The sequence below is a fragment of the Enhydrobacter sp. genome (assembly GCA_025808875.1).
In the GTDB taxonomy this organism is placed as follows: Bacteria; Pseudomonadota; Alphaproteobacteria; order Reyranellales; family Reyranellaceae; genus Reyranella.
The window spans coordinates 595,144-609,526 of sequence record CP075528.1; the positions used below are offsets into that span (position 1 = coordinate 595,144).

The window sequence follows — 14,383 nt, forward strand, 5'->3', positions numbered from 1 at the left end:
GCAACCAGCTCAACTTGCGCAGATCGGCCGACCTAACCGGCGGGTTTTTGCGTCCGCAAGTTGTGATCGCTGCGCCTCGCAATTGAACTGCGCGTTCGAAGGGGTGCGGGCCTTGACGGGCAAGGAGACGTCGCTGGTCTGCCTATGCGCTAGGGCGAGTTAGACGAACAAGTGCTTCGCGGCGGTGGTTCGACTCCGCCCCTGAGTTAGAGATTGCGCTAGACAACCTGACAGATGGCGCCACGCGCGATGCCAAAAAGGGAAGCACCTCAGCTCACTTGGCCCAGCAGGTTGTTGAAATAGGCTTTTGAAGGGTGCTGATGGGCAAGGTTAATTCGCAAACGACAGCCATGACGCATGATCGATTCAAGATTGCGTGTCCGTCGATTCGCTTGTTTCTCGTCATCGTGTGAACCCCGACTTTTCAACAGCCTGCTAGCCCTATCGGGCAACGGCTGCCTCCTTCGCCTGATCTGCGGTCCGCTTAGTACCAGGAGGAACAGCCCGGTTCGGGCCACCACGGTGACGAAACGGCCGATAGTTTCCGAGCTTGGTTCGAGATCTGTAGTTGCCGTCGTCAAAGCCAAGCGGCTTGCCTCCTTCTGCCGTCGATTCCGCCACCGTCTCGGGCGCGATGATCGGCGCGGGAGCTGACGTCGCCGCAGTCGCTGCCGCGGCACCCCCGATCAGACCCTGACGTCGAAACGCCACGGCGTCGGCCGCTGCCCGCACCGGATCATCCTCGGTATGAACGTAGCGCATGAACATCGTGACCGTCTTGTGCGCCGTGAGCGCCATGCCGACCTTCACGGGGATCCCGGAATTTGCGATATCGGTGGCCGCGCGATGCCGGATGCCGTGTGTGCCGATGCGCGGCAGCCCTGCACGCCCGAGGATGCGCTGCCAACCCTTGTAATAGGTGTGCTTCGGCATCGGCCGGTTGGGATCCAAGATAGATGGGCAGACGTAGGGTGACTTTTCCAAACGCGGCGCCGCCTCGACCAGGCGGACCGCCTCGGCGCTCATCGGCTTCGACATGCCGCCGGTCTTGCTGTCGGGCCATTCGATACGACGGTTGTCGAGATCGACCCAGGCCCATTCGAGCTTGAGGATCTCCGACATCCGAGCCGCAAACTCGAACTGTAGCCGGATGGCGAGGAGGATGAACGGGTGCTCGAGGCCCTCGTCCTCCGCCTTGCTCAAATAGGCATACAGTCGTTTCAACTCTGCATCGGTGATCAGCCGGGTCTTTCCTCGTTCTGGGAACTTTGGAACATGGCGGCATGGGTTCGATCCGTCTGGACGCATGCCCCAGACCTCCGCCATGTTGAACATCTTACGCACCGCCGAGAGCACCCGATTTGCGTTCGTTGGGAACTTCGACATCTTCTTCATAAGGCCTGAGATATCCGAGCGTGTGACGTCGGCGACCTTGGTTTGGCCGAGATGGGGGATGACGTAGAGCTTGCCGTAGCCGCGGTTGGCCCCGACCGTAGAGGGCTTGTTGCGCGGCTCGGAGTAGTCGGCGATGAAGCGCTCGAAGAGCTCCTTCACTGTCGGCGCCCGGCGCGCGGCGCTCTTCTCCGCACTCGGATCCTTGCCCTTGCGGACGTCGGCCAACCAATCCTGGGCGATGGCCCGGGCCTGCTCAACCGTGATCTCGCCAAAGCGGCCGATGGCGGGCTTGCGACGCTGGCCGTTGTTGGCGACGTAGGCCACCATGAAGACCTTGCGGCCGGTCGGCGTGACCTTGAGCAGGAAACCCGGTATCGCTGCGTCGCGGAGTTCGTAAGGAGCCTTCTCCGGCCGAGCGGCGTCCACGACGGTCTTCGTGAGTTTGAGTCTTGTCATTCCTATCCTCCGACGAGGCCGGACTTCAGGTGCAGAATAAGTGCAGCCAGAAATCCAACCGTGGCGTACGACCGGCTAGGACTGGATCACGATACGAAGCGGAAATGCCAGATGGATCAAGCGCTTATCGTACTGTGGCGGGCCGCCGGCTAGAATTAGGATAGGCCATCTGTTACCCCTCAAAATCAGGTTTCCTCACGGAAGTGTTGGTTCGAGTCCGACCGGGGGCACCACCTCATGCTTGCTCATGAGTAACGTAAAACGCTGGCCCGCTTGACATATCCGGCAGTCCCTGTCTGGTAGAATGGTGCGTAGAGCCGCAAGGTTCTTCACCACTACACCAAGGCACGGAACACCTAGGATGCACCTAACCGATATGGTCGTGAGGTCCCTGCCGCTCCAAAAGGAGGGCCAGAAGGACTACACCGACGACACGTTCGCGGGGCTCACGCTTCGCGTCGGCAAGCGCACCAAGACGTTCATGCTCTTGGTCGGATCTGGAAAGCAGCGGAAGCGGCACACGCTCGGGAAGTACCCGTACGTGTCGCTTCAGGACGCGCGGAAGAAGGCGCGCATCATCGTCGGGCAGCGGGAGCAGGCTCCGGCCGACATGGCTCCCGAGGTTTCCTTCGACGACGCGCTCGACACGTTCCTCAAGGCCTACGCCGAGAAGAACAAGGACTCGACGGTCTACGAGACGACCCGGCTCCTCAATCGCCACCTCAAGCCTGCCCTAACCGGCAAGAACCTCAACGACGCGAAGAAGTGGCGACTGGTCGAGATAATGGACGAGATCGAGAAGGTCTCCATCCGCCGCCATTTCTACACGGCCGCGTTCACGTTCTTCCGGTGGTCCAGGCGGTACGACATCCCGAACCCGCTTGAGGGCGTCGAGAAGCCGCCCAAGAGCAAGTCCAGGTCGCGCCTGTTCACTCCGGACGAGTTCCGGACCATCTGGCAGGCAAGCCTCGACATGGGCACGTACGGCCTCCTGTACCGCGTTCTCCTGGCATCCGGCCAACGGCTCGGGCAGATCGCCAACCTCCACTCCGACTTCATCGACCGCGGCAGCCGCCAGATCACCTGGCCTGCTGAGCTCATGAAGACCAACAAGGAGTTCACGTTTCCCTACGGGGACCTACTCCATTCCCTGCTACCGCAGGGGGACGGGCACCTGTTCACCGGAGACGACGGCGAACCGTGGGACAACTGGACGGACCCGCACAACGACCTCTTGGCGCGGTGCAAGCTAAGGTGTTGCCTTGAGAAGAGCTTCGAGTTCCTTGATCCGTTTCGCGATCGCGTCGACCGCCTTGTTTATCATCCTCAACAAGTCGGCAGCCTCTCGCGCGGTGACGCTATATCTCGGGACGAAATACCTCTCAATCGGGTCAGACCCGTGAACGTGAACCCTCGTGATCTTTCTCCGGTAGGTCTTGGAATCTGTGTGAGCAAACTCTTCGTTTCTCAAGCCGAGCATGCGCGTGTGAAGTTCGAGTTCCGCGGCATCGTAGCCAAGCAATTCGAGTGGGAACTGCGGCCACCCTTTGGCCCATGTGAATGGTCTCGTGTATGAAGTGACGAGAGCGGACGTGTAAGCGGCTTGATGCCAGTACGCTTCGCCGCGCAATTGAGCAAAGTGCTTATGCCATTTCTTCTTGATGAGATGCCTTGCGTGATGCCGGGCGAAGTATAGGTCCCACATGGACGCAGACAGCTTGCCGTAAAGGTCTTCTGCCGATTGCATCTGCACCTTGTTCATCCACCCCTCGCCATCATTGCGCAAGCCGAAGGATTTTACCCCTTACTATCCTCAAATATGACCGAAACCTTCACCGGCACCATCGTCGTGCAGGAAGGCCGCAAGCGGCTCGCCTTCAACTCACCTCGCTACTATCTCACCCGCATCCGCAAACTGGCCGAAGGCGCGAAGGTATGGGTTACGGTTACGGACAAAGCGCCGTCGCGCTCAGATGGGCAGAACCGCCTCTACTGGCTTTATCTCACACTCATCGAGGAGGAGACCGGCAACGACCGCGACGTGCTCCACGAGCACTTCAAGCAGCAGTACCTCAAACTACCCCCTAGAATCGTTTATACGGCCCAAGGTGAGGCGAAAGAGGTACAGCTCTACCGAAGCACCACCACGCTCTCCAAGGCAGCCTTCAGCGAGTACATGCAGAAGATCGAGCGAGACACGGGCGTCATGATCCCCGAGGGCGAGCGCAATCACTTGCTCAAGGGCATGGCGATCGACGTGCGCCAGGACCCGCGCTATCCCGACGGCGACTCGCGCACGGCGTTCGATGAGTGATCGTGATCGAGAGTGTCGCAAGCCCCTTTCGGGGTTTTTGCGTTGTGTGCTGCAATCGACGGTAAGTTGCGGTCGATGCGCTGCTATTGGCACTCAAATTCAGGATGAGCATCAACGCCGGCAAACCGGACGGCTCCGTCAAAACTCGGACTGGTTCAGACTAGCTTGCCACGCTAGCTCTTCTCCATGAAGTCCTTGAAGGCGTGCGCAGTGTAATCCGCATCCCGATCGCTCATGACCTTGCCGGGCCATCGAATATTTGTAGTCGTCGGCGGCCAGATGCGAAATAGCGTGCCCTTGTCAGGTGGTCGGAACGGGAACCTGCGGGGCAAGTCTTCCTTTGGTGAGCGGAGAACCACGACGAACAACTCGCCAATCGCAAGGGTGCTAGCCTGACTGTTGTAGTAGGTGGCAATTTTGTCCGGCCGCGCCGCAGCACGAGCGTCCGGCAGCAAAAGGAAAGGCGTCGAAGTCCAGTAGTTGGGCCACGCCCCGCGCTTGTATGCGCCGAGCCACACGCCCCACCCACGATCCGGTGGCAGCTGGCGCCGCATCATCCGCTTCCGCTGCGTGTGGTGCGTCGTGACGTGCTCACCGATTCCGTACTCTGCGACCATCACCTTGAGCGCGGCCCAGGAAGCGATCTTGGCCTGCATCTCAGGCGTTAGCATGAGTGGTTTGCCGGCGATCAGCTCCTTGAGGATCGGTCGAGCCATATCCTCGACGTGCTTGCGCATCCATCCGTTGTTACAGGTCTTTTCGCAAACACAGAGCACCTGCCAATCACGGATGTCTCCGGCGACCTTGCCGATTTTGAATGTCGTGCTCTGCCGCTGCGCTGTTGCCCGCAACTGCCGGTACTTCCGCATAGTCCGTGGCGGTAGATACCTTTTGTGGGTCCAGCGCGACATGACATGCTCGCGCGTGAGCTTCCCCGCGAAGCCACAGAAGATGCACTTACCTGGAGGGGCCTTATTGCCTTCGGGTGTCTTGCGGACCGCCATCCGCGAACCTTAGCGGACTTCTGCCATCCCTACCTACCGGACTGCATGTGGGGCCGGTGGCCGGCATCGGACACCCTGGCCGAGGCTGAGAAGTGTGAGCTTGTGCGCTCCAACTGCCACCGGATCAGACCCAAGCCCGGCTCGACGCCAAACGGAGGTCTCATAGTTCCTCACCGGGCATCGCGTTCCGGAACACCTATTCTGCACCTAATGCCAAAAAGACTTGATTTCATTGGCGTTTCGTCCTGACTCAAAATCAGGTTTCCTCACGGAAGTGTTGGTTCGAGTCCGACCGGGGGCACCAGTATCCAAGCTTACGCCCCTGCCTTAGTCTCGGTCCCAACAAAGGTGTCGGGAGGATGATCGGGGCGTGCCGGGCGCCGGCGAGCAACACGGGGACGACGGCGATCGACGCCGGATGACGGGCGAGGAGACGACGTGCCGCCGGCGATGATGCGGGGCTGGGTCGGCGCCGTCATCGTGGCCGTGGTCGCCATCGTCTATCTGTGGCCCTCGTTCATGGCGCTTGCCCGCAAGCAGCCGCGGCCCGGCGCGATCTTCCTGCTCAATCTGCTGCTGGGCTGGACGATCGTGGGTTGGGTCGTCGCCTATCGCCTCGCCACCAAGTCCGAGTTCGAGGACGACCTGCCGTCGCGGCGCCGGCGCCGCTCGAGACGCCGGTGATCGCGCCCTGGCGTTTCTCGGCGCGGCGTCGAACGGTACGCGACTTGATGCCCAGTATGAGCCAACCATGCCATACTCCCGTTCTCGTTCGCCACGGCTTGCAGCGGACAGGTGTCATGGGTGCTTCAGACGGTTCCGCGATTCTTGCCGACATTGGCGCTACCAACGCGCGCTTCGCACTGCTCGCCGGGGGAGACATCGTCGCCTCCATGCGCTGTGGAGTTGCCGACTATGCCTCGCCGATCGAGGCGATTCGAGCATTCCTCCAGGACCACGCAATCGCGCCGCCAGACCGCGCGGTGGTCGCCGCGGCGGGCCCCGTCGCGCAAGGGCGAGTGAAGCTGACCAACGCTGCCTGGACCCTGGATGCCGAACAGTTGCGGCGGGGCCTTGCGCTCGAACGCGTGCGCGTGCTGAACGACTTCGAGGCACTTGGATGGGCATTGTCGGAGTTCCAGCCAGCCGATCTGCGTTTCGTGGGTGGCGGCAGGAACCTGGAAGGCGGCACCATGGCGGTACTGGGCCCGGGGTCCGGTTTCGGCCTCGCGGCGATGACCTTCACCGACAGGAAGCCGAGCGTTCTGGTCACGGAGGGCGGTCATGCAACGCTTTCGTGCGAGAACGTGCGCGAGGATGCGATCGTCGCTGCGTTGCGCGAACGGCTGCATCATGTTTCGGTGGAGGCCGTTCTGTCGGGCCCAGGCCTGGTGAACTTGTACGAAGCTGTCGCTCGCGTCGACGGTGTCTCGGTTCCAGAACGCAGCGCGGAGGACATCATGGCACACGGTCTCGCGGGTGACTGCTCCGTCAGCAGGGCAACCCTGGACCAGTTCTGCAGCTTCCTTGGCAGTGTCGCCGGAAACGTTGCCCTGACGCTCGGTGCAGTCGGCGGCATGTTCATCGGCGGCGGAATCGCGCCCCGCTTCCTCGAGTTCCTGAGTGTTTCTTCGTTCCGTGCGCGATTCGAAGCCAAGGGACGCTTCTCCGACTATCTCTCCCGCATCCCGACGGCGATCATCGTCCGCCCCGATCCCGCCTTCGTCGGTCTTGCGAAGCTCGCACATGAGGCGCGTTAGGGCGGGTCGATTTTTCTTCGACGACGAAACTAAAAATTGTGGCATCGGCGAACGATTCCCCCGACTATTTCACGGCTCACATTCGTGGGCTCCACATGTCGTTTTCTTTAGGGGGATTTCCATGCCGTACATTCATCGTCGCACGACCCTGGGATTGCTCGGCGGCGCGGCGCTCGCGTCGGCAAGCATATCGATGCTGCCGCGAAACGCCGCAGCCCAGCAGGATCTGGTCGTCACCAACGCCTACCAGAACTTCAAGCGCGGCACGATCCACAGCCTTCATCCCGAGCGCCGCATCCTCAACATTGTCTGGGAGGATCTTGGCCGCGTGAAGATGCGCGCCGCCGACCTCGTGACCAACTATGGCCAGCTCAAGGTCGGCCAGATCGTCGACGTGCAGTGGTACGATTACCTCGATTTCCTGATCGCCAAGAAGACACCGCAGGCCGATGCGAGCGCCAAGGCGATGGTCGCCAAGGGCGCGCGGCTCGAGGGCATCCCCGGGGCCCAGGAGCAGATCAAGTTGTGGCGCATGGACGGGATGTGCACCCGCGTCAATGCCGCTGCCAACCAGATCTTCCTCGTCAACGCCTCCGCCGGCTTCCCCGAGGAGCCGTCGCCCGACAGCGGCGAAGTCATCCAGATGCCGCAGGTCCGGTCGGCAGCGGGCATCGCCGCCGTCAAGACGATCAAGCCTGGCGAATCTCTGATCACCGTGTGGAGCCAGCAGACGGCGATCAAGGTCACGATCATCCGCTGACCCGGAATGCAACGACGATGCTCCGGGATCGCCCGATCCCGGAGCGCCGCCGCTGAATTCCGTTGCAGACCAGCCGCCGGTCACGGAATATCCGTTCCTGAAAACAGGAAACCTGGGCGGCTTGTCAGTATGGATTTGCTGGCTTCGCGCGGGCGGGAGTAACCTCTGAGCCTACTCTTCTTTGCCCGCCTTGCGGTCGTGGTGCTGGCAGCTCTCGCCCTCTGGTCGATGCGTCACGAACTAAGCGAAAAGGCGGCCACCCGTCTGCAATGGGCGCTCGGCCCAGCGCTCGCGGTCATCGTGGCGACGGTCCTGCTGATCGTCTCACCCGGCAAGCGCTTCGAACTGTGGACCGTCAGCATCATGGCGGGTCTTGCCCTCGGCGTCGCCGCAGGTGCGATCCTCAATGCTGACAAGGATTTCGAACGCAAGCTGGTGCGAGTGAGGCGCACATGGGACGGTCTCGCCGCGACGGGACTGCTGCTGGTTCTCGCGCTTTCGAGGTTCGTCACCTCCGATCTGATGTCGCGCCAGTCCGGCAGGTTCGGCGTGCTCGGGGCCGCTGCGGCATTTCTCGCCGCCTTCCTCGTCGGGCGGGTAATCATGCTGCGCTACTACACGGCGCCGCGGTCGATCCATCTCGACATGTTGCCGGGCGTCAAACCCAAGGAATAGCGGTCAGGCACCGCGAACCGGGGCTCGTACGGCTTCCTCTCGCAACTACCGGGGCCATACCCGAATGAACCGCCGCATCGAAGCCCGTTTTGCCGCCCAGCGCGTCGTCGATGACGGCGACATGCTGCTGTTTCGCGCTCTGCCGATGCCGGAGCGACCGTCGGTCGGACCGTTCGTGTTCGTCGATCACTATCGAAGTCGCAGCGCGCGCGGCATCGGCGATCGTCCGCATCCCCACGCCGGCATCGAGGTGCTGAGCTATCTGCTGGAGGGCGGCGTCGAGCATCGTGACAGCATGGGCTTTCGTGACCGGCTCGGCCCCGGCGACGCCCAATGGATACGGGCGGGTCGCGGCATCCTGCATGCCGAGCAGCCGCAGGGTGGGCGCCACGGCCTGCAGCTGTGGACCAGCCTGCCGCCGGCGCTGAAATTCGCCGAGCCGACCTATCGCTCGTGGCGAGCCGTCGACATTCCCGAGATCCGCCGGCCCGGCGTCCGCGTGCGCGTCGTCGCCGGCACCGTGGAGGGCGTGTTCGGACCGATGACGCTCGCGACCCCGACAGTCTTCGCGCATGCCGAACTCGACGCCGGAGCGGTCTTCACGCTCGGCGTGGAGGCGGGGCATGAAGTCGGTCTCTACGTGCTCGCCGGCGCTCTCGCGGACGCCGGCGGCGGGCCGCTCGGCACCGGCGGATTCGCCGTGCTGGGACGGGGATCGCGCGTCACGATCGCCGCTGCCGGTGAGGGTGCGGCCTCCGTCGCGCTCCTCGGCGGCCAGCCGGCGGAAGGGCCGATCCTGTTCGCCGGGCCCTTCGTGATGGACACGCCCGAGCGTCTGGACCAGGCGCGGCGCGACTACCTGGCCGGACGAATGGGGCGGCTGGAGGGCGTGCCGTTCTGACATCGCATCGCGAAGCGGTGCGTGACGAGATGGTACAGCCGGAGCGCAATCTGATCTAAGGACCGGCGCAGGGAAGGAACGCGCACAGATGTCGTCCGAATTTCGGCGGCAGGGGCTGATCATCGTCGGCACCCTGGCCACCGCGTATGTCGCCAGCCATTTCTTCCGTGCCGCCAACGTCACGATCGGGCTCGATCTGATGCGCGACCTCGCCATCGGTCCGGAGGCGTTGGGCGCCCTGACCGGCGCGTTCTTCTTCGGCTTCTCGGTGATGCAGATCCCCTGCGGCTTCCTGTTCGACCGCTTCGGTCCTCGCCGCACGGTGACCGGTATGCTGCTGCTGGCGGTGATCGGCGCCGCCATTTTCACCTTGGCGCCGAGCTGGCCGGTCCTGCTCACCGGTCGCGCACTGATGGGCGCGGGCTTCGGCGTCATGCTGATCGGTACCATGGTGGTGATCACCCGTTGGTTCCCGCCCGACCGTTTCTCCACGCTGTCGGGCTGGGTGCTGTCGATCGGTCTGACGGGCAATCTGCTGGCGACGACGCCGCTTGCCTGGGGCACCGAGCAGATCGGCTGGCGCGGCGTGTTCGCCGCCGTCGTCGTCTTCTCGGCGGTGGCCGCGATCGCCGTGTGGCTGGTGGTGCGCGACGCGCCGCCGGGCCATCCTTTCCTGGCCCGCAAGTCGGAGACGCCGGGTGAGATGCTGCGCGGCCTCGGCGAGGTGCTGCGCAATCCCAGGCTGCCCTTCATCCTGGCCCTCAATTTCTGCAACTATGCGTGCACCTTCACCGTCCAGGGACTGTGGGGTGGACCATTCCTGCGCGAGGTGCACGGACTGAGCATCATCGAGGCGGGCAACGTGCTGCTCTCGGCGGTGATTGCCTATCAGATCGGCATGCTGGTGTTCGGCCCGCTCGATCGCCTGTTCGATACGCGCAAGTGGATCGCCATCGCGGGCACCTCGGCCATTGCCGTCATCCTCGGCTTGCTCGCGTTGTGGAGGGATGCGCCGGCCTGGGCCGCCATCGGCGCGATCGTCGCCATCGGCTTCCTGAGCGCTTCCAGCACCATGGTCATGACGCACGGCCGCGCCATCTTTCCCGACCGGCTGATCGGCCGCGGCATGGCGACGCTGAACACGAGCGTGATGCTGGGCGTGGCCTGCATGCAGACCGTGTCGGGGCTCGTGCTCGGCATGTTCGAACCGCTGGCGGATGGAGCACGCAGCGAGGAGGCCTATCGCACGCTGTTCGGCTTCATGTTCGTCGTGCTCGGGATTGCGCTGGCGATATACGGCCGCGCCGCCGATGTGCGGCCGAGCCAGGAGATGTGGGCGCGGCAGGGCGTCGGCCGATGAGGATGCACCGGTCGTTTCGTGCGCCTACCGGGCCTTCCCGGACACGGCGATCGGCGAATCGTCGAAGCAGTCGAGCGCCCAGTCATAGAGCTGGGAATCGAGATGGTTGATGCGGCGTATCGCTTCGTCGTCCTTCTCGACCACCATTTTGATCCGGTGTGCGCTGTGAAACTTCCCGATGGTGCCACTGAGAAAGCGTTGGCCGATGCATTCCAAGGAACGGCCGAATCGACTGGTGACTCCGACAAATTCAAAATCCTCGAGAACGCGCTTCGCGGCCTCGAGGAGGTCCGGTCCCATTCTCTCCAGTGGCAGGTGGTCGTTGCCGCAGGCAAATATGCGGGTTTGCGGATTGCGCATGTAGCTGCACAGCAGGCCGTCGTCGGAGGTCGTGAACTCCATGAAACTGAGGTCATGGGCCGCTTCGACCAGCCGAACCGCATCGCCGCCCCGGGCCATATGGGTGATGTCATCGCGAAGGGCCCGCGCCCATGCATAAAGCGACACGGCGTGATCCACCGGTTCGCGCAACAACGTGAATTTGGCGGCGCCGGCGGGAAGAAATGGAAGCACACGCGAGGAAATATGGCCGGCAAAGATGCCGCGCCGGAAGGCCTCTGGCTCGGCCACGACGTCCCAGTCCTCGATCCGGCGAAACGGACCGCTCACGCGGCGCAAGATCCCGTCGAGTGTCATGCCGCCCGTTCTGGGTACATGAAAAAAGAAGAGCGCGTCGATTCCGGGTTTCAGGGACAGTTCGCTTTGGGGATCCCGCTCGATGCAATCATGTACAAACACTTCGAACAGCCCTCAGCTTGCCGCGCGATCTCTGGTCTGAGCCTAGAATCCTCATCGTGCAATTCAAATCGTATTCGGCACGACTTGCGATACCGACAATCACGCCTTGCGCAACGTCCTCAGCAGGAGGTTGGACAAGTCATGCACGAGGCGTGCCTGCCAGCTCAGGGTACGCATCCGCGCTGAAGGGTCCTCTTCCACGGTGACGACGTGCCTCAGGATGGCGGCCTCATCCAGCAGCCGACGCCGCCAGACATCGGCGTCGCTCGACGGCTGGTCGAGCGGTGCAGACAGGATATCCTCCGACGAAGCCACGGCGTGCAGGTAGGCGGCGCGCGCGCCCTTGTCGCTCGGAGAGGATTCCAGATCTTCCGCGGCGTGCCTCACGGACTTCACCGCTTGAGCAAGTTTTTCGCCGTTGGCACTAAGCATGACCGGAACCTCGCAGGTCGGGATGACTACGCCCCGATGTCTCCACAACTCCTTTGAACATCCATGACGATCCAACTCAGTCGCTGGCGCCGGCGATCGCTCCGTCACTCTTCTGCTGGCGTTCCGCCTTGGCGACCGTCGCCAGCGCCCGGCAACAGAGAAAACCCGCACAGAACGCCGCCCCTGCTGCCACCCAGTCGGGATCCATCAGCGGCCTCTGCAGGGCTGCGGAGACGAAATCGACGGCAGCCAGCACGACCAGCAAGGCGGCGACGATCGCCGAATCGAAGGCCCTCGACTGGCGGACCAGCCCCGCCCGTGGGTCGATCGTGATCGGGGTCGACCAGCCCCTCATGCGGCCCAGCAATCCACCGAGGAACGCTGCCGCGACCCACACCAGATCGCTTGCCAGGGTCACGTCGAAGATTCCCGCGAGCATCACCAGCGCCTGTCCCATGGCGAGCGACGCCGGCACCGCTAGTCGCCAATATCTCACCGCCGCCCCCTTGGCCTGCGGCGAAATCGTCGAGAAACACAGGGCGGCGAACACTATCGTCGCGAGATTGGCAAGGCTGAGAGGAGCGATCATCGGATGGGGTGTGCGCTGCTGGGCCTATCTTAACGCTTAATTTGCATGTGCTGGCTTGGCAAGCTGAACCGCACTCGGTTGATGCCGAGTTACTTTATGCGACCCGCCGAAATTGCGGATCCCGCACCGCATCACAAGCGCGTCGACACCGTCTCCAAAAGCAGTTCCACTGCAGTTTCGGGCAGGATTTCGGCAGTCTTCACTGTGATATGCGCCGCCATGGGCGGCTCGTAAGGTTGATCGCGTCCGGTGACGTTCGTGACCTTCCCCGAATCGGAAGCTCTGTAGAGGCCCTTGAGGTCGCGCTGTCGACAAATCTCGATCGGCGCGTCGACATGCACCTCGAGGAACCGGTCGGCCGGGAACAGCGTGGACTTGCCGTCGTCCACCGAGCCGCAGACGAGGAAGCGCAGCTCACGCCGGCTGTTGGAGGAAAGCGCGTGGACCATGGGCGCGGGCGTCAAAAGTAACCCTCCCGCTTTTTGTGCTCCATCGAGCCCCTGGCGGCCAGATCGACGAGACGGCCCTGGCGCTCCGAGGACCGCGTGCGCAGGAGCTCGGCCACAATGCCCGCGACATCCGCGGCCGCCGATTCGATGGCTCCCGTGAGGGGCCAGCAACCCAGAGTCCTGAACCGGACGCGGCGCTTGTGCGGGCGCCATTCCGCGTCGGGCCGCGCGCCCGGCCGGTCGACGAAGATCAGGGAACTGCCGCGTTCGACGACGGCCCTCTCGGCGGCGAAGTAAAGCGGCACGACTTCGATCTCTTGTGCGTGGATGTAGGTCCAGACATCGAGCTCGGTCCAGTTCGACAGCGGGAAGACGCGCATCGTCTCGCCGGGCCGCAGCCTCGTGTTGAACAGCGACCACAGCTCGGGTCTCTGGTCGCGCGGATTCCAGACGTGGCCCGAGGTTCGCACGGAGAAGACCCGCTCCTTCGCGCGCGACTTCTCCTCGTCGCGCCGCCCGCCGCCGATCGCCGCGTCGAAGCCATGCCGGTCGAGTGCCTGACGCAGCGGCTCGGTGAGCATCAATCGCGTGTAGCGCTCGATGTCGGTGTCGAAGGGATTGACGCCTTCCGATACCGCCTGCTCGTTGGTCTGCACCAGGAGCCTGACGCCGTATTTCGCTACCATGCGGTCGCGATGGGCGAGCAAGTCAGTGAAATCCCAACCCGAGGCGACATGAAGGAAGGGAAAAGGAATCGGCGCTGGGAAAAAAGCCTTACGCGCAAGATGGAGAAGGACACTCGAGTCCTTGCCCACGGAATAAAGTACAACCGGCCGGGTGAATTGCGCGGCGACCTCGCGGAGGACATGGATCGCCTCGTCCTCGAGGCGTTGCAGATGCGCGGAAATACGCGCGGGGACCGCACCCGCCCCCGCCGGCACGGCAAAATTCTCTCCATCCATGGCTTTGCCGACTTCTTTTGGGTTCCAGCGGTCGCCGCAGTTTCCTGGGGCTACTTACGCAGCCAGCTTCCTCACTATCCCCCGAAGGGCCGGGAGGCAATATGCAGCCATGCAACCGTGCTCTGCCGCCATGAGAGGAGAAAACGCGAGTTGCAGCCGATGGGCTTCAACCGAGACAACACGCAGATGCGGCGAAATGGGATCGCCGGAAGCTTGCGCATTCGCTGCAAGCGACGCTCGTCTATGTTAGAGGAGACTGGGGAAGAAATCATGAGCGTTGACGTCGATGCGCTGATTCGGAAGAGCGTTTCCGCGCGCATTCAGGAGAAGGGCCTGCCGGTTCCGGTGCTCACCGCCGAGACGCGCGTGCTCGGAGGCGACCTGCCGATCGATTCGCTCGACCTGGCGACGGTGTTGATCGAACTCCAGGTCGAGTTGGGCCGAGATCCCTTCGCCGACGGCTTCATCGAGTTTCGCACCATCGGCGAACTGGCGGCGCTCTATCGCAAGTCGCTCGGCTGATTCCTG

At 63.0% G+C, this 14,383-nt stretch carries 16 protein-coding genes; 9 read left to right on the plus strand and 7 right to left on the minus strand.

What is annotated here, in order from left to right:
- Nucleotides 1-441: 441 nt before the first annotated feature.
- Complete coding sequence (locus KIT25_02865; protein UYN95902.1) at nucleotides 442-1,851, minus strand: tyrosine-type recombinase/integrase; 1,410 nt, start codon at nucleotides 1,849-1,851, stop codon at nucleotides 442-444.
- Nucleotides 1,852-2,212: 361 nt separating this feature from the next.
- On the opposite strand from KIT25_02865, the gene KIT25_02870 reads away from it, so the two are divergent.
- Both KIT25_02870 and KIT25_02875 read left to right on the plus strand, forming a co-directional pair.
- Complete coding sequence (locus KIT25_02870; protein UYN95903.1) at nucleotides 2,213-3,427, plus strand: integrase family protein; 1,215 nt, start codon at nucleotides 2,213-2,215, stop codon at nucleotides 3,425-3,427.
- A 243-nt stretch (nucleotides 3,428-3,670) separates the two neighbouring features.
- Nucleotides 3,671-4,165: a hypothetical protein gene (locus KIT25_02875; protein UYN95904.1), complete on the plus strand. Its 495-nt coding sequence runs from the start codon at nucleotides 3,671-3,673 to the stop codon at nucleotides 4,163-4,165.
- A 173-nt stretch (nucleotides 4,166-4,338) separates the two neighbouring features.
- Here KIT25_02875 and KIT25_02880 read toward each other — a convergent pair whose 3' ends face one another.
- Nucleotides 4,339-5,169 carry a hypothetical protein gene (locus tag KIT25_02880; GenBank protein ID UYN95905.1) on the minus strand — a complete coding sequence of 277 codons (831 nt, stop codon included), beginning with the start codon at nucleotides 5,167-5,169 and terminating at the stop codon, nucleotides 4,339-4,341.
- 438 nt (nucleotides 5,170-5,607) lie between these two features.
- Here KIT25_02880 and KIT25_02885 point away from each other — a divergent pair, with 438 nt between their 5' ends.
- The 6 genes from KIT25_02885 (at nucleotide 5,608) to KIT25_02910 (ending at nucleotide 10,625) form a co-directional block, all read left to right on the plus strand.
- Entirely contained in the window at nucleotides 5,608-5,853 is a 246-nt protein-coding gene (locus KIT25_02885; GenBank protein ID UYN95906.1) for a superinfection immunity protein, read from the plus strand.
- A 116-nt stretch (nucleotides 5,854-5,969) separates the two neighbouring features.
- Nucleotides 5,970-6,929 (plus strand): glucokinase, encoded by a 960-nt coding sequence (gene glk / locus KIT25_02890; protein UYN95907.1) that lies wholly within the window; start codon nucleotides 5,970-5,972, stop codon nucleotides 6,927-6,929.
- A 121-nt stretch (nucleotides 6,930-7,050) separates the two neighbouring features.
- Nucleotides 7,051-7,689, plus strand: a complete 639-nt coding sequence (locus tag KIT25_02895) for a hypothetical protein (GenBank protein UYN95908.1) — start codon at nucleotides 7,051-7,053, stop codon at nucleotides 7,687-7,689.
- 228 nt (nucleotides 7,690-7,917) lie between these two features.
- Complete coding sequence (locus KIT25_02900) at nucleotides 7,918-8,364, plus strand: hypothetical protein (protein UYN95909.1); 447 nt, start codon at nucleotides 7,918-7,920, stop codon at nucleotides 8,362-8,364.
- Between the two features lie 64 nt (nucleotides 8,365-8,428).
- On the plus strand, nucleotides 8,429-9,265 hold the full coding sequence (locus KIT25_02905) for a pirin family protein (GenBank protein UYN95910.1): 837 nt from the start codon (nucleotides 8,429-8,431) through the stop codon (nucleotides 9,263-9,265).
- Nucleotides 9,266-9,353: 88 nt separating this feature from the next.
- Nucleotides 9,354-10,625 carry an MFS transporter gene (locus KIT25_02910; GenBank protein ID UYN95911.1) on the plus strand — a complete coding sequence of 424 codons (1,272 nt, stop codon included), beginning with the start codon at nucleotides 9,354-9,356 and terminating at the stop codon, nucleotides 10,623-10,625.
- Nucleotides 10,626-10,649: 24 nt separating this feature from the next.
- On the opposite strand, the gene KIT25_02915 is transcribed toward KIT25_02910, so the two are convergent.
- From KIT25_02915 to cysD, 5 genes are all read right to left on the minus strand, one after another.
- Nucleotides 10,650-11,321, minus strand: a complete 672-nt coding sequence (locus KIT25_02915; GenBank protein UYN95912.1) for a hypothetical protein — start codon at nucleotides 11,319-11,321, stop codon at nucleotides 10,650-10,652.
- Between the two features lie 201 nt (nucleotides 11,322-11,522).
- Nucleotides 11,523-11,855 (minus strand): hypothetical protein, encoded by a 333-nt coding sequence (locus KIT25_02920; GenBank protein ID UYN95913.1) that lies wholly within the window; start codon nucleotides 11,853-11,855, stop codon nucleotides 11,523-11,525.
- A gap of 76 nt (nucleotides 11,856-11,931) precedes the next feature.
- Nucleotides 11,932-12,444, minus strand: a complete 513-nt coding sequence (locus KIT25_02925) for a hypothetical protein (GenBank protein ID UYN95914.1) — start codon at nucleotides 12,442-12,444, stop codon at nucleotides 11,932-11,934.
- 131 nt (nucleotides 12,445-12,575) lie between these two features.
- On the minus strand, nucleotides 12,576-12,893 hold the full coding sequence (locus KIT25_02930) for an adenylyl-sulfate kinase (protein ID UYN95915.1): 318 nt from the start codon (nucleotides 12,891-12,893) through the stop codon (nucleotides 12,576-12,578).
- An 11-nt stretch (nucleotides 12,894-12,904) separates the two neighbouring features.
- On the minus strand, nucleotides 12,905-13,855 hold the full coding sequence (cysD, locus tag KIT25_02935; protein UYN95916.1) for a sulfate adenylyltransferase subunit CysD: 951 nt from the start codon (nucleotides 13,853-13,855) through the stop codon (nucleotides 12,905-12,907).
- Nucleotides 13,856-14,125: 270 nt separating this feature from the next.
- On the opposite strand from cysD, the gene KIT25_02940 reads away from it, so the two are divergent.
- On the plus strand, nucleotides 14,126-14,377 hold the full coding sequence (locus tag KIT25_02940) for an acyl carrier protein (protein ID UYN95917.1): 252 nt from the start codon (nucleotides 14,126-14,128) through the stop codon (nucleotides 14,375-14,377).
- Nucleotides 14,378-14,383: the final 6 nt, after the last annotated feature.